The organism is Rhodococcus sp. IEGM 1408 (assembly GCF_033142235.1).
GTDB lineage: Bacteria > Actinomycetota > Actinomycetes > Mycobacteriales > Mycobacteriaceae > Dietzia.
The window spans coordinates 226,877-246,308 of the sequence record NZ_JAWLRW010000003.1; the positions used below are offsets into that span (position 1 = coordinate 226,877).

The window sequence follows — 19,432 nt, forward strand, 5'->3', positions numbered from 1 at the left end:
CCTGTCAGCTGCGAAAGATCAGCCCGCGACCATCCTGATGTAGAGCAAGCGGTCACCGGACTCAAGCGAGTCGGCTCCGGGCTCGTTGACCTTGATGAGCTCCCCCTTGCGGACCACACCCAGCACGAGTTCGGCCATATGCCGCGGTGAGCCGCCCACTTCCGTCTCCTCAATCCGTCGTTCTGCGATCGAGAAGCCCTCGTCGGGGGTCAACAGGTCTTCCATCATCCCCACGACGGTCGGGGTGATGGTGGCCAGACCGAGCAGTCGCCCTGCGGTCTCCGCGGAGACCACCACGGAGTCCGCACCGGACTGCTTGAGCAGGTGCTTGTTGTCAGACTCCCGGACCGTTGCGACGATCTTGGCGTTCGGTGCGAGCTCCCGCGCGGTCAGGGTGACCAGTACCGCCGTGTCGTCCGAGTTCGTGGCCACCACCACCGCGCTCGCACGGGTGACGCCGGCGAGCTTGAGTACGTCCGACCGGGTCGCCGATCCCTGGACGGTGACGAGACCGCGCGCCGCCGCGGACTTCAGTGCCAGCGGGTCGGTGTCGACGACGACGATGTCGTCGGGGTCGATCTCGTCGGCGAGCATCGCGGCGACAGCCGACCGCCCCTTGGTGCCGTAGCCCACGACGACAGTGTGATTGCGCAAGACACTCCTCCAACGCTGGATCTTAAAGGCCTGACGGGACTGCTCGGTCAGGACGGACAGTGTCGTACCGACGAGCAGGATGAGGAAGACGACGCGAAGCGGTGTGATGAACAGAGAGTTGATCAACCTCGCCTGTTGCGTGACCGGGGAGATGTCGCCGTAGCCCGTGGTCGAGAGCGAGACGGTGGAGTAGTAGAAGCTGTCGATCAGCGTGATCTCACCGTTCGGCCCCCCACCTCCCTCGTACCCGTCCTGGTCGAAGTAGACGACGAGCGCGGCCAGAGTCAGCGCGATCACGGCCATCATCACGCGTTTAACGATCAGGCGCCACGGGGTATCGGCGTTCTCCGGGATCTTCACCACGCCCACCAGGACGTGGTCGGGGCTCTCGTCCAGCGGGTCGCTGCCACGGAATCGAGACGATATCGCGCGCTTCCTCACCATCGACAGCTCCGTTTCCGTACGGCACCGCCGTCGATCCGCATCATCACCGGCACCATCGTTGCCTATCGGCCCTCATCGGACAACAGTCGGCCCCTCCCCGGTCCGTCACCGAGGAGCACCAGCAGCTCTTCCGCGTCGGGGAGGTCGGTCGGCTCCACCGTGCGCCCGGAGCGGACGTAGTGGAAGGCCGCCCGGACCCTGTCCTGCTCGATCGTCCGTCCGAGCCTGGCCGAGATGACCTTGGTCCAGGCGTATCGGTAGACCGCCAGCTGCAGCGAGACCGAGGGCAGCTCCCTCTCGCTCGGCACGCGTCCGGTCTTCCAGTCCACCACTATCCAGTCGTCTCCGTCCGCGAACACCGCGTCCATCCGCCCGCGCAGCAGGTGTCCCCCGAGGCCCACCTCGAACGGCACCTCGACGTCCACCGGGGTCAGTCGCGCCCATCGCGACGACTCGAACGCCTGTTGCAGATCCGCGAGGTCCGACTCGGACAGCCCGTCGACGGCGTCCCGGTCACCGGCGCCGGGCAGGTCGTCGATGTCGAGCAGGTGGGTGGCGCCGTAGCGGTGCTCGAGCCAGAGGTGGAACCGCGTACCGCGCCGGGCGAACCTGTCCGGGCGGAACGGGACCGGCCTGCGGAGTCGGTCGGCAAACGCGCCGGGGTCCGTCGCCATGGCCACCACCTCGCCCGCGGTCAGTCGTCGCGGCAGGACCACCGCATCCCGCTTCGCGGCGGCCCGGCGGGCGTCCGCCAGTAACGCCGCCGCCGCGAGATGCCAACGTCGAGCCGGCCCCGGGTCAGGAGCACGGTCGTTCTCCGGGTCCACGGGGACGGCCTGCTCCACCGCCAGCGCCACGGCCCGGCGGTCCGGTGGCGCCGCGCGAGGCCACGTCGCCTCGACGACGGACTGTGTGGCCGGGTTGGCGGTGGAGGGTGCGACGACGAGGTGGTCCACCTGCCCCAGTGGTTCGGGTCCCCGGCACGACTCGAGGACCTCCAGGAGGAACTCGGACGGTCCCCGCGACGTCGATCCGGTCCCGTGCCAGTGCGACGCCGAGAGCAGGAGCGAGCGTTCGGCCCGGGTGACGGCCACGTAGAACAGCCGACGGTCCTCGTCGAGCGAGCGCCTCTTGACGCGGTCTATGTGTCCCCTGAGCGCGGACTCGAGGAGCTTGCGGTCTGCCACCCCGTCGAGCCGGGGCACCGGGACCCCGCCGGGATTGGATTCGGACTCCCGGTCCCCGCGCAGCGCCTCGGGCAGGTGGGTAGCCGCCCGGACCGACGTCTGGGGAGCACGGTCGGACGGGAAGACCCCGACCGACAGGTGCGGCACGGCGACGATCTCCCATTCCAGACCCTTGGCGGAGTGCACGGTGAGGATCTGCACCCGCCCCGGTGTCGCGGCCACCTCCCCCCTGGCGAGACCACCGTCGACGGTGCGTGCCAGGTCGAGATGGGCGAGGAAGGCGTCGAGACCCGAGCCCCGATCCGCCCGGAACCCCGCGGCCACCTCTCGCAACGCGTCGAGTTGCTCGCGTGCCTCGCCGCCACCGGAACGCTCGCGCAGCCGGACCTCCGCGTCGAGCCCCAGCGCCTGCTCCGCGGCGGAGACCAACCGTGCCGGGGGCGCGGATGCGCCTGCTCGGAGACCGGCGATGATCGTCGCCAGCTCAGTGATCCGAGCGATCCCGTCCGGGCTGTAGGTTCCGGCCTGGCCGGGATCGGCGAGGGCGTCCGCCAGGCCCGCTGCGTCGGTCTCCTCACCCCGGGCGATGGCGTCGAGGAGGTCCTCGAGGTCCTCGGGCGTGGTCACGGCCCCGGTGGCCGCGGCCGGTCGTCGGAGCGAGAGGGTGGCGGCGCGCCGGGCCAGCGCGGCCAGGTCCGCGGCGCCGAGGGTGAACCGGGACCCGCTGAGCAGTCGCACCAGGGCGGCGCCCGCACCGGGGCGGGCGACCACCGTGAGCAATGAGACCACGTCGGCCACCTCGGGGACGTCCAGCAGTCCGCCCACTCCCACGATCTCCACCTGCAGGCCGCGCGCCTCCAGTGCCTCTGCGATCGGCGCCGAATCGCCGTTGCGGCGGACCAGCACCGCCGCCGTCGGGACGCGACCCTCGTCGACGACGGCGCGGTACCGAGCGGCCAGGGAGTCCGCCAGCCAGTCCCGCTCCTCCGCGGCGGTGTTCGTCACAGCAACCCTCAGGTCGGCAGGCTCCGCACCGGGGCGCGCTCGCAACTGCGGAACGGGCACCGAGCCCGGCCGATCCCGGAGCGGGAGGGTGATCCGGTTGGCCAGCGCGAGCACTTCGGGCGGGTTGCGCCAAGACGTGGTGAGCTCGCGCAGGTGCGATTGCTCGCCGCCCGGCCGGGGGAAGTCGTCGCGGAACCGATCCAGGTTGGACGCCGAGGCTCCCCTCCACCCGTAGATGGACTGCATGGGGTCTCCGACGGCCGTGACGGCCGGGACGGGGTCCGCCGCGCCGCCGAACAGCGACGCCAGCAGGACGCGCTGGGAGTGCCCGGTGTCCTGGTATTCGTCGAGCAGGACCACCCGGAACGCCCGGCGTTCCGCCTCCCCGACTTCGGGGTGGTCGCGGGCCACCGTCGCCGCCAGCGCCATCTGCGAGGAGTGGTCCAGGGCGGACTCTGATCGCATGCGCGCCGCGACCGCGTCCACCAGATCCGCCAACTCGTCCCGGTGTCCCTGGGCGGTGGCTGTGGTCTCGAGCCACGCTGTGGGGGCGTCGCGCTGACCGGGTCCACCGGGCAGGGTCGCTATGAGGGTGGAGACGAGGTCGGGGTGCGCGCGGAGTTCGTCCGTGGTGACCAGGTGTTCGGAGAGCTGACCGGCGAGGGTCAGAACGTCGCGGGTCACCTGCCCGGCGGACGACCCGGTGGTCAGAGGCGACTCCCACCGCGACACCACGTCGTAGGCGAGCTGGAACGCCGCCGTGGGTGAGAGCAGGCGCGAATCCGGTTCCACGGGGACGAGCAGCCCGTAGGACCCGAGCAGATTCCCGGCGAAAGCGTGATAGGTGGAGATCTGCGGATCCTCGGTCCGGATCGACTCGGCGATCCGTGGGTCCGCCCCGGGTCCGGTGCACAGCGGGCTCCTGGCCAGCGCGTCGAGCCGCCGCCGGATCCTCCTCGACAATTGTTGGGCAGCCTTGCGGGTGAAGGTCAGCCCCAGGATCTCGGAGGGACGGGCATGTCCGTTGGCCACCAGCCAGACCACGCGGGCGGCCATCGTCTCGGTCTTGCCGGCACCCGCGCCGGCCAGGACGAGGGTCGGCTCGGTGGGTCCGGCGATCACTGCGGCCTGTTCCGGGGTGGGACGGTGCACCCCGAGCGCGTCAGCGATCTGGTTCGGCCCCGTCGACGTGGCCTCTGAATCTGACGTGGTCACTCGATCACCTGCCGGCCCTCGATCTGTGCGGGGCAGCTGGACCGCACGTCGCAGCGGTCACACCACGAACCCACGCGGGCGGTATAGGTGGGTCCGGCGGTCGCTAGGCCCGCCTCGACCACGCGCTCGGTCAACGCCGCGGCGGCGTCCACCGTGAGCGGGTCCTGCACGCGTTCGGTGGGCGCCCGGCCCTCCCGACCCCCGAGGTACAACAGGAGCCCTCCCCCGGGGGCACGATCTGCCGCCGCCTCGACTGCACCTTCCGCGACGGCGAGCTGGTACAACGCGAGCTGGGGGTGCGCCGCCGCCACCGCCTTGGTGACGGCACTCGGCGAGGTCTTGACGTCCACCGGCACCACGGCCCCGGACTGGGTGGCCTCGAGCCTGTCGATCCGGCCCCGGACACGCACCCCGCCCGGGACGTCTAAGACGAACGCCTCCTCCACCCCTGCGGTGGTGTACTCGCCCCGCGTGTCGGCGCGCCACTGCCGGAAGGACTCCGCCATGCCGACCATCGACTCGGCTCCGCGTTCGGCAAACCATCCCCGGGCGCGGGTGAGCGAATCAGCCCGGCGGATCACCGCGGTCCGTATCCCGTCCTCGGAGATCCCACCCTCGACCGCCTGGGCGAGCGCGTGGACCGCCGAACCCCGGGTCAGGGCCGCGGACGAACCCGCGTCGGCCGAGTCCCCCCGCACCTTCTGCAGGAACCACCGCAGCGGGCACTCCTCGAGCGCCCCGAACCCGGACGGCGAGAGGACGGCGACCGGCTCATCCGGTCCGGCGGGGAAGGGCGGCGCGGTGGTGGACGGCTCGGTCGAGCCGAACCAGGTCCCGGGATCGGCCGCCTCGACCCCGGCGTCACGGAGCCCCGCGAGCAGACCGGCCGCGCGCGCGGCATCCCCCGGGTCCGTCGACGGGTCGAGGAGAGCGGCCCGGAGGTCGACCGCGAGATGCTGCAATGTGAACACGGTGGGCGCGTAGCGCGCGGAGACCGAGTCCGTGGGGACCGTTCCGAGATCGCCGGAACCAGCCGGTCCGCCGGCCGCGGTGGCGAGATCCGAGATCTCGTCGAGGAACCGCGACGGCGCGACGTCTCCCTCCTCCGGGGATTCGACCGCCGTGACGAGCAGGTGGCTACTCGCGCGGGAGCAGGCCACATAGAACAGCCGTCGTTCCTCGGCCGCCCGGGCCGCCGCGGACGACACCGCCCGCTCGGCCTCCGACGGCACCGGGCCGTCGCCGGCCACCTCCGTCAGATCCACGAGCTCGTCGACCCCGAGCAGGCCCGAACGTCGGCGGGGCGCGGGCCACAACCCGTCCTGGACCCCACACACGGCCACCGACCGCCATTGCCGGCCCACCGCGGCGTGGGCGGACAGCACGCTGACGGCTCCGCCGCGAGCCCGCGTGTCGGCCCGGCGGGGGGCGGGCAGGTCCTCTCCGGAGACCACGTCACAGAAGAGCGCGACCGACCCCCCGGGGACTCGGTCCACGTAGTCCGCCGCGTGATCGAACAGGGAGACCACGGCGTCGAGGGACCGGTCCGCCGAGCGGGACCACGGGTCGGCGGAGACTGCCTGCCGGACGAGTCGCCGTTCCATCCTCGACGCCGACCACGCGGCCCAGAGCACCTCTTCCGCAGTGCCGCCCGAGCGCAGGGAGTCCAGGACCGCAGCTCGTGCATGCCTGATGCGGGTGACCGGCGCGAGCTCGACCGCGGTGACGCCGGACCTGGCCGGGTCCTCGTCAGCCAGAACGAGCTTGCGGAGGGTCTCGGCGCTGGGTTCGGACCCTCCGATCCCGGAGCGACGGATCCCGCGCCGCAGTCGGCGCATCGCGATCGGGTCCGCACGGCCGATGGGACCGGACAGCAGCGCGAGGGTGCGTTCGGCGTCTGTGCCGTCCGCCCCTTCGAGCGCCGAGCGCAGGAGCAGGAGCAGCGCCGCGACCACGGGGTCGTGCGCCGGGGGCAGCTCGGCGCCCGCGTCGACAACCGGGACGCCGGCGGCGTCGAGGGCGGCCAGAAGGGCATCGGCGACCCGGGGCAGGGATCTGGTGATGACCGCCATCTCGCCGTAGTCGATCCCGTCCAGCACATGGCGACGGCGGAGGAAGTCCGCGACGACGGCGGCCTCGGCGGCTGCCGACCTGGCGACGGTCACCTCCACGTACCCGTCTCCGCCCGTGGCGTCGGTGGCACCGGCAGACGCCGTGGGCAGGGTGGGTCCAGCGGCTCCCCCTGCAGGCCCGGCGGGTCCGGAGGGCCCGGTGCTGCGGACGACCTCGCGCGGGCGGTGGCGGGCCGCGCCGGGGAGCCGGGAACCGATCCGCGCGGCGACGGCGGCGACCGCGGGGGCCATGCGCTGGCCCGCGTGCAGGTCGACCGCCCGGCCGCCCTGGTCCACCACCGCACGGGCGAGCCCGCCGTCCGCGCCGCGGAAACGGAACACCGACTGGTCCCCGTCCTCGACGACGAGCAGGACGTCCGCACCACCGCCGACCGCGGCCACGAACTCGGCAGCGAGTGGGTCGAGGTGGTGGGCGTCGTCGACCACCACCAGCCGCCGGGACCGGAAGATCTCCCGCAACTGTGGATCCGCGGTGAGCGCGTCCAGCGCAGCACCCACGAGTTCGGCAGCGTTGAGCGCCTCGGGCACGTCGGACTCCCCGCCACGCAGGCCCGACCTCAGGGCCATCTGCTCCTCGTGTCGGCGGAAGAAGCCGGCCGCGGCGACCCATGCCGGTCTGCCCGCCGACCGGCCCAGTCGCGCCAGTTCGCGGGGGCCGATCCCCCTCTCGAGTGAACGCAGCAGGAGATCGCGGAGCTCCCGGGCGAAGCCCACTGTCGACAGCGCCGGCCGTAGTTGCTCGGGCCAATACGGGGCACCGTCCATCGCCTCGCCGAGAAGCGTCTCGCGCACCAAGGCGTCGTGCTCGGCACCGGTCCGAAGGCGCGGCGGTGGGGCGTCGACCCGGGCAGCTGCCAGGCGGACGACGGCATGGGCGAGCGAGTGCACGGTCCTGACGGGGGCATCCGTCCCCACGACGAGCTCGGGAGGGAGCCCGGAGGTCACCTCTTCGAGGAGGTCTGCCCCGGCGGTGGCCGACGCGGTGAGGACAAGGACCCCGTCCAGGCCCACCCCACCCGTCACCGCGGCGCGGACCACATCCGCCACCAGGGTGGTCTTGCCGCTACCCGGCCCGCCGCGGACGACCCAGCGGTCCTGCCGACCGCCCGACCCCTTATCCCAGTCCCGGCCGACCAGACCGCCGAGTTCTGCGGGCCAGTCGTGGAACCCGACGGGCCCGGGTGAACCGACGGCCGCGGGATACACGACCGTGGGAGCCACGGCCGTGGGAGCGACGGCCGTGGGGGCGGCGGTTGTGGGGGCGGCGGTTGCTGTCACGGCTCGATGAGACCACACGCCTCCGACAGCCCACCCCCTCGGCGACGTCGGGTGGCCGTCGTCGGTACAGCGACCGTCGTCAGCACAGGGCCGTCGTCAGCCCAGAGTGCCGTCAACGCAGGGTGTCCTCGAGCATCCGGGGGCGGCACGCGGTCCGGGCGACCACGGCCATCACCGCGAGCACCGCCGTGAGGAACGCCAGGCCCGCGCCGAGGCCCGGTCCGGAAAGGAGGACACCGAAGACGATGGGTCCGAGGCACGCCGCCGTGTAGCCGACTCCTTGCGCGAAGCCGGACAGGGCCGCGGACCCGGCCTGGGTGCGGGTCCGGAGGTTGATGAGGGTCAGGCAGAGCGGGAACGTGCTGGGGCCGACCCCCAGGAAGCAGATCCACAGCCAGGGCGCGACGTCCGGCGCCCAGAGCAGCCCGGCGAAGCCTGCCAGATAACAGACCATGGAGACGACGACGACGGCGTACGGGTCGTCGAACCGGCCCGCCGCCCAGGGCACGACCAGGGCGGCGATCAGACCGATGGCCGAGTACACGGCCAGCGCGAGCCCGCCCTCGGCACGGGTCATCCCTATCGACTCGGCGACGGCCGGGAGCCACGTGAAGAAGGCGTAGGTGCACAGTGAATTGGTCCCGAAGAACAGCGCGAGTGCCACGCCGACGGGCGAGCGCCAGGGTCGGATCCGCTGTACGGGGGCGGTCCCGCCGGCGGCCCGGCCGGTGGTGGAGGTGGCAGCGGTGGTCCGGTCCTCGTGGTCCGTGCGCAGGATCTCCACGATCCACGGCACCGCCGCGACGATCGCGAGGACCGCCCACCACCCGATCGAGACCCGCCATCCGGCGGCCTCCTCGACGGGCACGGCCACGAGGGCGGGCACGACCGTACCCAGCTGGAGTCCGGTGATGTAGGCCATGCTCACCGCCGCGACGTGCCGCGGGAAGTACTTCTTGACCAGCGGCGGCGCCACCACGTTGCCGATCCCCATCCCGGCCAGCGCGATGAGGGATCCGGCGCCCATCACCCACGGGTCGTGGGCGAGCGCGCGCAGCACCTGCCCGGCGGCGGCGGCGACCATCGCCAGAACGGTGAGCATCTCCAGGCCCATCCGACGCAGGGCGATCGGGGTGAGGACGCCCCAGAGCGCGAACATCGCGGTGGGGACCATCCCGAGCAGACTCATGCCCCCGGTGCCGAGACCGATCTCGGCGTCGATCACCCCGAGCAGCGGACTCAGTGAGGTGACGGCGGTGCGGAGGTTGAGCGAGACCAGGATGACCCCGACCAGGGCCACCACGGGGAACGCGAGCGCGCTCCCGCGGGCGCCGGCTCGCGGAGAGCGGGGAGTCATGAGGCCGAGTCGCCGACGTACTCCTCGACGGCGCGGGCCATCATTTGGAGGCCGTCCATGGCGGCCGGCCGGGAACCTGGGTGGAGCGCATGCACCGCCAGGCGGAACACCGCGGCGCGCAACACCATCTGGGGCCAGTGCTCCAGATGGCGCCAGCGGCCCAGCACCCCGGTGTCGACGGTCCCCCACGAGAGGTGGTCGACCGCGACGACCGCCGCCGACCACGACGCCGGGCGGGCGTAGGGGACGACGTCCGTGAGCGCGGGCTCGGGCGAGGAGTCGAAGAGCAGACCCCGGGCGAGGTCTCCGTGGACGACCCCACCACCCGCCACCGGGGCGACCGGGCGACGGAGTCGGATGAGGCCGGTGGCGCCGAGCAGCGCGGCCGCGCGGTGCGTGGCGAAGGCGGTCCCACGGTCCTCCATGCCGGGGGCGAGGTCGTGTTCGGGATCCCCGTCCCACGACGCGACCTCAGCCAGGGCGAACAGGTCCGCCTCCGCCCACGGCCGGGTGGCGGGTCTCCGGACCGGGCGGGGACGCTCGACGGACGCGAGCGCGAGGTTGATGCGGGCCGACCAGGCGATCGTCTCGTCGGCGCGGGCCTCGGGACGCCCCTTGACGGCCCGGTCCGCGCGCCAACCGCTGACGACGTGTCTGCCGTCGGTGGAGCGCACGGGGAGCGCCACCCGCAGGCCGGTGACGTCGAGTTCCTCGCGAACCCGCGCTGACCAGTTGGCCAGGGCCGTGTCGGTAACGGGCCGGAACACCACGGAGGAACCGGGCGCGGCCCCGGTCGAGGTCACGAGCCACCCCGTCCCGGAACCGGCGACCACGGGCACGGCCACGCCATCCGCCACGCCGAAGGCGCCGCGGACGTGTTCGGGAACAGTCACGTCGCTCACGCCGACCACCGTACCCACCCCATCGGTCAATACCCGGGCAGGGACGGGTCGACGTCGCGGGTCCACGCCTCGATGCCACCCGCGAGCGAGCGGACGCCGGCGAAACCCGCACCGGTCAACGTCGCGGCCGCGCGGGCCGACCGCGCCCCGGATTTGCAGTACACGACGAGCGGTCCCCGTGCCGCGGCCCGGCCGAGAACCCCCGTCGGGTCGGCCGCGTCCTCGGAGACCGTGTCCAGCGGGACCCACACCGAGGGTTCGATCATCGCGATCGATCGTTCTCCGGCTCCGCGGACGTCCACGAGCACGGGCGCGACCGCGCCGGACGCTCCCGCGTCCGCCAACTCCGCCGCGAGCTCCGACGCCGTGACCTCGGGGACGGAGTCCGCGTCCGGGGTCCGCACCTCGCACGAGTCGTCCCCGTCGGGCAGGGCGGTCACCGGCGTGCGGGACGGGTCCGGCCGGATCGTCACCGTCCGGTTGGTGGTCTCCAACATGTCCATCAGCACGAGCCGACCGAACAGGGTCCGGCCGGCGCCGGTGATCAACTTGACGGCCTCCATGGCCATCATCGAGCCGACCGTGCCGCACAGGGCGCCCACGACCCCGGCCTCGGCACAGCTCGGGACGGAGCCGGGGGGTGGCGGGGCCGGGTAGAGGTCACGGAGGGTCACCGCGACAGCCGGTGCGGGAGGACGGGACCAGAAGACGGCGAGCTGGGCGCGGAAACGGTCGATCGTCCCCCAGATCACCGGGATCCCGGCGAGCTCGCAGGCGTCGGAGACCAGGTAGCGGGTCGCGAAGTTGTCGCTGCCGTCCACCACGAGATCGTGACCCTCGAGGAGCGCGCCGATGTTCAACGCGTCCAGGCGGGCGTGCACGGCGTCGACCCTGACCCCCGGGGCCAACTCGGCCAGCCGATCCCGGGCCGAATCCACCTTGGGTCGGCCGATCGCCGGAACGGAGTGGATCACCTGCCGGTGCAGGTTGCCGAGGTCCACCTCGTCGTCGTCGATCACGGTGATCCGCCCGACACCCGCCGCGGCGAGATACATCAGCACCGGCGCGCCGAGGCCCCCCGCTCCCACCACGAAGACCGACGCGGCGCGTAGCCGGCGCTGCCCCTCGTCGCCGATCGCCCCGAGCAGGAGATGACGGGAGTAGCGCGCCCGCTCGTCCGGCGTGAGCTGGTCGACCGGCTCCACCAGCGGGGGGAGGCCCGTGTCCGCGTCACCCGTCACCGGATTCACCGAGCCCCCGGCGGGCCGTCCGGGAACGGCCACGCGTTGTAGCGGCACGTGTCCTGGTTGTCCGGGACCACGCCCTCGGGGTCCAGACGGAAGATCTCCCCGTTGGTCACCCCGAAAGTCTGTTGCATCATGACCGGCGCCAACACCCCGTCCGCCGGGCACGGTTCGTGCTGCGGGAACCCGATGGCGTGGCCTACCTCGTGGTTGACCAGATACTGACGGTAGGAACCGATATCGCCCTGGAACGACCGCGCCCCCCGGATCCAGCGCGCCAGGTTGAGGTAGACCCGCCCGGTGGCGGGGTTGTAGCAGCTGGCCTCGAGTTCGATGTCGTACCCGCAGTTCTCGCGGACGGTCATGGGACTCGTCAGCGACACCCGGAAGGCGGGCTCGCCCTGGGCGGTGCGCCGGAACGCCACGGCGCCGTCCGCGGTCCAGCTCTTGGGGTTGGCCAAGGTGGCATCGACCATCCGGGCCACGGCGTCGTCCCCGCCGAAGTCCACCGTGTCGACGCCCTCCTCGACCTCGACCGTGTAGGTGAACTGCTCGGCGGTCGGGCGGCCGAACCCGTCGGTGCCCCCGGGGACGAGCCGGAACTCCCCCGTGCCGTCCTCGACGAACGGGCCGCCCTCGGGGAGCTGCCCGCTCGGGGGCACCACCCCGGCGACCGGCCCGCCGATGACCGCGGGGGTCTCCCGGGCGTCGGCGGACCCGGACGGCTCGGGGTCCGGTGTGGCGACGGCGTCGGCGATCACCAGCGCCGTGAGCAGCACCAGTACTGGGATCGCGTACGCCCGCCAGCCCCAGGTGGTGAAGAACCTGCCGGCCGGGGACTGCCTGCGGAGGTGGTCCCGGGAACCCGGGACGGAGCGACGACGACCCGGCGTCGACTCCTCCGGATCCCACGGCGCCCGCAGCGGTTGGCCGTGGGGCGGGTAGTACGGGGAGCGCTCCCCACGGTCCTCCCGACCGGGACCCCGAGTGGTGGACCCGTGGTCGACATCGTCGGGCGTCCGGCGACGGCCGTCGCTCATCCGCGCACCTCCACGTCCACATCGATCAAGGCCTCCACGATCCCACATCCCCGGCGGCCGACTCCTCCGGCCCTCCGCCGGTGCGGGTATTGTCCGTCTGGCCCGGTCGGCTGTCGACTCCCGTCCGGGCGGACAGGAGCCACGAGATGACGAGCCCGGACGGACCGTTCCCGACGGCCCCGGGACGTGTCAGGGCGACGCGTCTGCCCCGGGGCGCCCGACGTCGGCAACTCCTCGACGCCGCGGGGACCGTGTTCGTGGACCAGGGCTTCCACGCCTCCGCGATGGACGACATCGCCGTTCTCGCCGGCGTCTCCAAACCGGTGCTCTACCAGCACTTCGCCTCCAAACACGACCTCTACATCGAGGTCCTGCGCCACCACGTGGACGAACTGCTCGACCGCATCCGGGCGGCACTGGAGTCGACCTCGGACAACCGCCGCCGGGTCGAGGCGGCGGTCGACACCTTCTTCGCGTTCGCCGATTCCGACACCCGCGGTTTCCGGCTGGTCTTCTACTCCGAGTCCGGAGATTCGGACATCCGGCGGGAACTGGCCCGCGCGACCGATGGGTGCATCGACGCGGTCCACGACCTCGTCCGGGGCGACTCGGGACTCGACGCCCACAGCTCGCGGCTGCTGGCCGTGGGTCTCGTGGGCGCCAGCCGGGTCAGCGCCGGGCACTGGCTCGACTCGGGCCGGCCGATCTCCCGCGCCGACGCCGTCTCCACGACGGTCACCCTGTGTTGGGGCGGCCTGTCGAAGATCCCGCGCCAGAGCGGGGATCGGCCCGGCCCCTGAGTCCTGGTAAAGACCCGGGGCCGGGAACCCGGCCCCTGCGTCCTAGGAGAGGAACCCGACCGCTCGGCGGGCGGACTCCCCGATCTCGACGTAGGCCACCTTCTCGGTGGAGACGAGGTAGCTGCGGCCCTTCTCGTCCTCCAGCTCCAACACCGCTTTGCCCTCCGCGGTGAGGGCGGCCTCGACCCGCTTCTGCACGTCCGCAGGGCTCATCCCCGTCTTGAACACGAGCTCCCGATTGCTGTCCGCGATGCCGATCTTGACCTCCACGGTGCCTCCCCTTCTCGTCGTCGACGCATGTCACGTCGTCATCGGTGATACCTGGGTCCCAGGCTAGCCCGGACCTCCTATCCCGTGACGGCACGGGATAGGATGGGCGATACGTGGATCACACCCGCACCCGGTCCGCAGACCGGGGCCAGCGCCTGATGATCCGTGCGGAAATGTGCGCGCGCCCCGCTCGCCGAGGTCGGCCACCGAAGGCCTCACTCACCCGCGCGCGAGACGAGAAAGGCACCGCCCTGTCCACCACAGATGTGACCACCAGTGAAGTCGACGGTATGGCCGTGACGACCGCCGTCGTCGACGCCCCCTCCTCCGACTCCTCCCCCAGTTTCGCCGAGCTCGGCGTCCGACCCGAGATAGTCACCGCGCTCGGCGAGCGGGGTATCACCCACACCTTCGCCATCCAGGAGCTCACGCTGCCGCTTGCGCTCGCGGGTTCGGACCTCATCGGTCAGGCCCGGACCGGCATGGGCAAGACCTACGGGTTCGGCGTCCCCCTGCTGCACCGCATCTCGGTGGGACAGAAGACCAGGGAGCTCGACGGCACGCCGCGGGCCCTGATCATCGTCCCCACCCGTGAACTGTGCGTCCAGGTCACCCAGGACCTCAAGATCGCCGCCACCGGGTTGACCGCCCCCACTGCCTCCGGTTCGCGGCCGCTCAAGGTCCTCGCCATCTACGGCGGCACCCCCTACGAGCAGCAGACCGACGCCCTGGAGAAGGGCGTCGACGTGGTGGTGGGCACCCCGGGCCGGCTGCTCGACCTCGCCAACCAGTCGAAGCTGGTGCTCGGCAAGGTCGAGGTCCTGGTCCTCGACGAGGCCGACGAGATGCTCGACCTGGGCTTCCTTCCGGACATCGAGAAGATCCTCCGGATGGTCCCGGACCAGCGACAGACCATGCTCTTCTCCGCCACCATGCCGGGGCCGATCATCACCCTGGCGCGCACGTTCCTCACCAAGCCCACCCACATCCGCGCCGAGTCCGCGGACTCCGGCGCCACGCACGAGAACACCAAGCAATTCGTCTACCGGGCCCATTCCATGGACAAGCCCGAGGTGGTGTCGCGGATCCTGCAGGCCGACGGGCGCGGCGCCACGATGGTCTTCTGCCGCACCAAGCGGACGGCCCAGAAGCTCGCCGACGACCTGGCCGAGCGGGGCTTCCACGTGGGCGCGATCCACGGCGATCTGGGTCAGGGTGCGCGCGAGAAGTCGCTCAAGGCCTTCCGCTCCGGAGAGGTCGACGTCCTCGTGGCGACCGATGTCGCCGCGCGCGGTATCGACGTCGACGACGTCACCCACGTCATCAACTACCAGTGCCCCGAGGACGAGAAGACCTACGTCCACCGGATCGGCCGTACCGGTCGGGCCGGAAAGCTCGGCGTCGCCATCACCCTCGTGGACTGGGACGACCTCCCCCGCTGGGGCCTGATCGACAAGGCCCTGGGTCTGGGTCACAGCGAACCCGTCGAGACCTATTCCACGTCCCCGCACCTGCGCGAGGAACTCGGGATCCCGGCGAGCGCCGGCGGCCGCGTCGGGGCCGCCACCGGAACCGGATCAGGTCGGCGACCGGCGGACCGCGAACCCCGCAGGTCCGGTCCGGACGCCGGTAGCGGAGCCCCTCGCCGCACCCGGAGCAGCGGCTCCGCACCGTCGACGCCGTCCCCGCGGGCCGACAACGGTTCCGGCGGCAACTCCGGTGACGGCTCCGGAAGCAGCTCCGGCGGCGACGCCCCGGCCTCCGGCGACGCTCCGAGGCGTCGGCGTCGGCGTCGCCCGTCGTCCGACTCCGCCGGCCGGGACTGACCCTGCCCACTCGTCCCGAAGGAAGGGCACGTGCGCACATCCAGGAGCTCTTCTGTCCGACGCGGCCGTCCGTTCCTCGGCGTCTCCTCGGAGCGGACCACTCGGCGTGATCTGATCACCGCCGGGATCATCGCGCTGGTGATGATCGTTGCTGCAGCCGTCGTGCTCCTGTCCGGGAGCGCGGCCCGCTCCGAGTTCAGGACCGCAGACGCGGAGCAGCCTGTCTACGGTCCGACCGTCGAGGCCCCCACGTCGTTGCAGCCTCTCTGGACCCACGGGTCCGGGGGGACCGGCGCTCCGCTCACCACCAAGGGCAACCTCGTCACCGTGACCGAGGACGGCACGCTCGTCGGACGTGATGCGGGGTCCGGCGAGGAGCGCTGGACCTACTCGAACGCCGGACGGTTCTGCGCGGCCACGTTCTACGCAGATTCGCTGGTGGCCGCGTTCGACGGCGCCTCGGGGTGTAGCGACGTCACCTCTGTCGACCCGACCTCCCAGCAGTACGAGAGCACCAGGCAGAGCGATTTCCCCGACGCGATGGAACTCGGCAGCACATGGAAGCACGCCCTCGCCTTGAGCCCGCAGCGGCTCGAGATCTGGCGCGACGACCTGGTCCGGACCGTCGAGTACGGCGCCGTTTCCGCACCCCAGGAGGCCGGGATGCAGCCGCGGACCGGCTGCACCCTCGGGACCGCGGACCTCACCGACGAGCGGTTTGTCGTGAGCGAGCGCTGCCCGGGGGAAGACTCCGAGCGGCTGACGTTCTCCAAGACTGTCCCCGAGGACAATCGCAAACCGGAGGAGCTCGCCTCGGCTCCGACCGGGGCCGACGGCCTGTGGATCATCGAGGTGAGCGACGAGGGAGTCCTCGCACTCCGCAACCAGGGCGCCGACTGGACCGTGGACTGGTTCACCTCCCCCACCCAGCGCCAGACCGTGCTCATCCTCGGCGGCGAACCCGCTCGGAAGCCCTCCCTGGACACCGTCTCGGGGGACGACGGCCAGGCCCGGTGGTTCGACGGCGCGCAGGCGCACGCGTTCGACACCTCCTCCGGGGCGCAGCTGTGGGCGAGTCCGGCGACAGGTCCGGGACTCACCGGAGGCTGGTCCCCGGATCCAGAGGCGGCCACGGCGGGGCCGTGGGTGCTCCTCCCCCTCCCCGACGGGTTCTCGCTCCTCGACCGCGCCTCGGGGACGGAATTGCGGCCTCTCGCATCAACCCCGCTCCCCGGCGAGGGAGTGCGCGAGAGCGTCACCGGGCTCGCCCAGATCGGCGACATCCTCTACGAACGCCGCGCCGGCGCGATCCACGCGTACAAACTCGTCGCCTGACCCGCCCGGGCGTCTGTGCCTCGTCAGGGTCAGACCGCGTACCACTCGATCGCGTCCCTGCGGAACAGCGACCCCAGCGCGATCACGCACACCGCCGCGATGACGACTCCGGCCAGGTACTGCTTGGAGCCCACCCCGACATACCAGGCAACGAACAGCAGCAGCAGTTCTGCGATCACCACCAGTCCGCGGCCCCAGCGATGGCCGCGGAGCAGTCCGATCCCCGCTGCGAGCAGACCGCCACCCAGGATGAGGAACCACACGGCGGTCCCGTAGCCGCTGATGACCACGGTCTCCTCACGGTGGCCCCCCGCGGCCCGGATCATCAGGGCGATCGCGACGCCCACCCCGAGGAGTCCCTGCGCGGCGGCGATCCACCCCGCGACGCGCACAGGAGTAGGGATCCCTGTCCGGGAATCCCGCAGGGAAGGTCGGTCGTCAGGTCGGCTCACGTTCACCGCTCCAGCCTAGGTCGCGCTACCTGACGGGCCGGAACCACCCTCGCGGACTGGACTCCGGTTAGCGGACAGGGCCTCTTGGCGTGGACTTTCGGGGCGATTTGACATCGCAGGTGACCTTTGCCACATACTCGCCCGAGAGGGTTGACTTGTTCTGGAATCGTGGCACGATCACTCGTAACACCGCAGACACACCGTGTTTGCCTTGCCTTAACCGGGAGCCACTCCGCTAGGAGCGCGCCCCTAGAGCGGGTTACCCCCACCATCACATTGTCGGATGTGAAGGATCACGAACGTCCGCGTGCCAACCGTACAGGTCTGCGCGTCGACGGCGTCCTCCTGTGTCCGACACACCCGATAACGGTCTCATACCGTAAGGAGTTCCCATGGACTGGCGCCATAAGGCCATCTGCCGCGACGAGGATCCCGAGCTCTTCTTCCCCGTCGGCAATTCCGGACCCGCCCTCGCTCAGATCGCTGAGGCGAAGATCGTCTGCAACCGCTGCCCCGTCACCGCCGAGTGCCTCGCGTGGGCCCTCGAGTCGGGACAGGACGCCGGCGTCTGGGGCGGGATGAGCGAGGACGAGCGTCGCGCCCTCAAGCGTCGCCGTGCCCGCACCCGCACCGCGGTCTGACCCGGCCTTACCAGCCACAGCTCGACCAGACACAGCTCGATCAGACACCGGGCCGGTGCTCCTCCCACGGGAGGAGCACCGGCCTTCGTCGTGGAGTCGACTGTCAGCTGATGACGGCGATGAGATCGCCGGCCTGGATGACGTCGCCGGGCGCGACCGCCACCTCGGTGACGGTACCGGCGGTCTCACACAGCACCGGGATCTCCATCTTCATCGACTCGAGGAGCACGATGGTGTCGCCTTCGGCGACCTCGGTGCCGGCGACAGCCACGACCTCCATGACGCCTGCGACCATCTCGGCACGGACCTGTTCAGCCATGTAATTGCTCCTCTGCTTTCCTGACAACGGCCCCCGGACACCTCAATGCAACCACATGGGTCCGCTCATGGCAGACTCGTACACTGACGAAAGGAGGCGACCATGAGCAAGCGTGGCCGCAAGAAGAAGGATCGCCGCAAGAAGAACGCCAATCACGGAAAGCGTCCCAACTGTTGAGTCGGTTGATCAGCTGAGTCGGGACCATCAGAACCGAGAAAGGGGCGGGCACCTAACCGGTGCCCGCCCCTCATCGTATTTGCCGGTGTATCAGCGTGGCTCCCGCCGTTCGACGGTCGTCATCCGATGGACCACCGTCGTACCGTCCGCGTCCGTCGTGGTCACCGTGGTGCGACGGATCTCCACCATCAGCCGCTCGCGTAGACCTGAGGGCGCCTTCTCGCAACATGACCGGGACAGCTTGGCCTTGAGCCTGCGTTCCGACAGGAACAACTCACGGCAGGTCGCACAGCCCGCCAGGTGATGCTCCAGCCTCGAACGGCAGCTGTCGTCACACTCGAGGTCCACGAGCAGGGAGAGGTCGCGCCGGGCCGCCTCGCAGTCGATCCCGTCCAGCCGGGGGTCGTGTTCCCTCATCACTTGCCCTCCTCTACGCGATCGCGACCGAATCCACGTTCGGTGGCCACGTCCCGGAGAAGCTCGCGCAGTTGCTTGCGTCCCCGGTGGAGGCGCGACATCACGGTCCCCAGGGGGGTGTCCATGATCTCGGCGATCTCCTTGTACGGCAGGTCCTGGACGTCGGCGTAGTAGACCGCCATCCGGAACTCTTCCGGGAGCTGGGCGAGCGCGGACCGGATCTCGTCGTCCGGCAACAACTCCATTGCCTCGACCTCCGCTGAGCGCAGACCCGTCGAGGTGTGCTCGGCCGCAGCCGCCAACTGCCAGTCCGTGATCTCCTCGGTCGGATACTGCGCGGGCTGCCGCTGCCGCTTGCGGTAGTGGTTGATGTAGGCGTTGGTGAGGATGCGGTGCATCCAGGCCCGGAAGTTGGTGCCCGTCTTGAACGAGTGGAAGCCCGCGAACGCCTTGGCGTACGCCTCCTGGACCAGATCCTCCGCATCGGCCGGGTTGCGGGTCATCCGCAGCGCAGCACCGTACAACTGATCCAGGAGCGGCATGGCCAACTCCTGGAAGTCCTCGGCGCGCTGGCCTGCCTCGCCGGGCTGCAACTCGGTAGGCAACCGGTACTCCTCACCTGTCGATGACCCGGAGTCTATCCGCACGCCGGGGGCGTCGAGGACCGCGGTCCGCATCGCACCCTCCTCTCCCGATCCCGGGGACCTCCCCGGGCACTTGCTCAGGATTAACGTGCT

17 protein-coding genes are annotated in these 19,432 nt (G+C 71.3%); 5 read left to right on the plus strand and 12 right to left on the minus strand.

The window, feature by feature from the left end:
* Positions 1 to 18 precede the first annotated feature (18 nt).
* From R4P08_RS06330 to R4P08_RS06360, 7 genes are all read right to left on the minus strand, one after another.
* Positions 19 to 1,098 carry a potassium channel family protein gene (locus R4P08_RS06330; protein ID WP_317812926.1) on the minus strand — a complete coding sequence of 360 codons (1,080 nt, stop codon included), beginning with the start codon at positions 1,096 to 1,098 and terminating at the stop codon, positions 19 to 21.
* Positions 1,099 to 1,160: 62 nt separating this feature from the next.
* Entirely contained in the window at positions 1,161 to 4,505 is a 3,345-nt protein-coding gene (locus R4P08_RS06335; RefSeq protein ID WP_317812928.1) for a UvrD-helicase domain-containing protein, read from the minus strand.
* Positions 4,502 to 7,915: a PD-(D/E)XK nuclease family protein gene (locus R4P08_RS06340; RefSeq protein WP_317812929.1), complete on the minus strand. Its 3,414-nt coding sequence runs from the start codon at positions 7,913 to 7,915 to the stop codon at positions 4,502 to 4,504. Before R4P08_RS06340 ends, R4P08_RS06335 begins: the two co-directional genes overlap by 4 nt.
* 112 nt (positions 7,916 to 8,027) lie before the next feature.
* Complete coding sequence (locus R4P08_RS06345) at positions 8,028 to 9,272, minus strand: MFS transporter (RefSeq protein WP_317812930.1); 1,245 nt, start codon at positions 9,270 to 9,272, stop codon at positions 8,028 to 8,030.
* On the minus strand, positions 9,269 to 10,174 hold the full coding sequence (locus tag R4P08_RS06350; RefSeq protein WP_317812931.1) for a TIGR02569 family protein: 906 nt from the start codon (positions 10,172 to 10,174) through the stop codon (positions 9,269 to 9,271). The genes R4P08_RS06345 and R4P08_RS06350 overlap by 4 nt, the downstream gene beginning before the upstream one ends.
* Positions 10,175 to 10,200: 26 nt before the next feature.
* The gene (locus tag R4P08_RS06355; RefSeq protein ID WP_317812932.1) at positions 10,201 to 11,415 is read right to left on the minus strand and encodes a ThiF family adenylyltransferase; all 1,215 of its coding nucleotides are present in this window, start codon (positions 11,413 to 11,415) and stop codon (positions 10,201 to 10,203) included.
* Between the two features lie 5 nt (positions 11,416 to 11,420).
* Complete coding sequence (locus tag R4P08_RS06360; RefSeq protein WP_317812933.1) at positions 11,421 to 12,458, minus strand: DUF3152 domain-containing protein; 1,038 nt, start codon at positions 12,456 to 12,458, stop codon at positions 11,421 to 11,423.
* Positions 12,459 to 12,604: 146 nt separating this feature from the next.
* Between R4P08_RS06360 and R4P08_RS06365 the strand changes: the two genes are divergently transcribed.
* Positions 12,605 to 13,258 (plus strand): TetR/AcrR family transcriptional regulator, encoded by a 654-nt coding sequence (locus tag R4P08_RS06365; protein ID WP_317812934.1) that lies wholly within the window; start codon positions 12,605 to 12,607, stop codon positions 13,256 to 13,258.
* A gap of 42 nt (positions 13,259 to 13,300) precedes the next feature.
* On the opposite strand, the gene R4P08_RS06370 is transcribed toward R4P08_RS06365, so the two are convergent.
* Positions 13,301 to 13,528, minus strand: a complete 228-nt coding sequence (locus R4P08_RS06370; RefSeq protein WP_317812935.1) for a DUF3107 domain-containing protein — start codon at positions 13,526 to 13,528, stop codon at positions 13,301 to 13,303.
* Positions 13,529 to 13,818: 290 nt separating this feature from the next.
* Here R4P08_RS06370 and R4P08_RS06375 point away from each other — a divergent pair, with 290 nt between their 5' ends.
* Both R4P08_RS06375 and R4P08_RS06380 read left to right on the plus strand, forming a co-directional pair.
* A complete protein-coding gene (locus R4P08_RS06375) occupies positions 13,819 to 15,354 on the plus strand; it encodes a DEAD/DEAH box helicase (protein WP_317813125.1) in 1,536 nt (511 codons plus the stop codon).
* A 30-nt stretch (positions 15,355 to 15,384) separates the two neighbouring features.
* The gene (locus R4P08_RS06380) at positions 15,385 to 16,689 is read left to right on the plus strand and encodes a PQQ-binding-like beta-propeller repeat protein (protein ID WP_317812936.1); all 1,305 of its coding nucleotides are present in this window, start codon (positions 15,385 to 15,387) and stop codon (positions 16,687 to 16,689) included.
* Positions 16,690 to 16,718: 29 nt separating this feature from the next.
* Here R4P08_RS06380 and R4P08_RS06385 read toward each other — a convergent pair whose 3' ends face one another.
* Complete coding sequence (locus R4P08_RS06385) at positions 16,719 to 17,081, minus strand: hypothetical protein (RefSeq protein WP_317812937.1); 363 nt, start codon at positions 17,079 to 17,081, stop codon at positions 16,719 to 16,721.
* A gap of 452 nt (positions 17,082 to 17,533) precedes the next feature.
* On the opposite strand from R4P08_RS06385, the gene R4P08_RS06390 reads away from it, so the two are divergent.
* Entirely contained in the window at positions 17,534 to 17,782 is a 249-nt protein-coding gene (locus R4P08_RS06390; RefSeq protein ID WP_317812938.1) for a WhiB family transcriptional regulator, read from the plus strand.
* Positions 17,783 to 17,885: 103 nt separating this feature from the next.
* Here the strand turns inward: R4P08_RS06390 and R4P08_RS06395 are convergent, their stop codons facing one another.
* Complete coding sequence (locus R4P08_RS06395; RefSeq protein WP_317812939.1) at positions 17,886 to 18,101, minus strand: biotin/lipoyl-binding carrier protein; 216 nt, start codon at positions 18,099 to 18,101, stop codon at positions 17,886 to 17,888.
* Positions 18,102 to 18,203: 102 nt separating this feature from the next.
* Between R4P08_RS06395 and R4P08_RS18540 the strand changes: the two genes are divergently transcribed.
* On the plus strand, positions 18,204 to 18,278 hold the full coding sequence (locus R4P08_RS18540; protein ID WP_411741174.1) for a 50S ribosomal protein bL37: 75 nt from the start codon (positions 18,204 to 18,206) through the stop codon (positions 18,276 to 18,278).
* Between the two features lie 90 nt (positions 18,279 to 18,368).
* Here the strand turns inward: R4P08_RS18540 and R4P08_RS06400 are convergent, their stop codons facing one another.
* Entirely contained in the window at positions 18,369 to 18,695 is a 327-nt protein-coding gene (locus R4P08_RS06400) for an anti-sigma factor (RefSeq protein ID WP_317812940.1), read from the minus strand.
* Positions 18,695 to 19,372 (minus strand): sigma-70 family RNA polymerase sigma factor, encoded by a 678-nt coding sequence (locus R4P08_RS06405; protein WP_317812941.1) that lies wholly within the window; start codon positions 19,370 to 19,372, stop codon positions 18,695 to 18,697. The genes R4P08_RS06400 and R4P08_RS06405 overlap by 1 nt, the downstream gene beginning before the upstream one ends.
* Between the last annotated feature and the right edge of the window lie 60 nt (positions 19,373 to 19,432).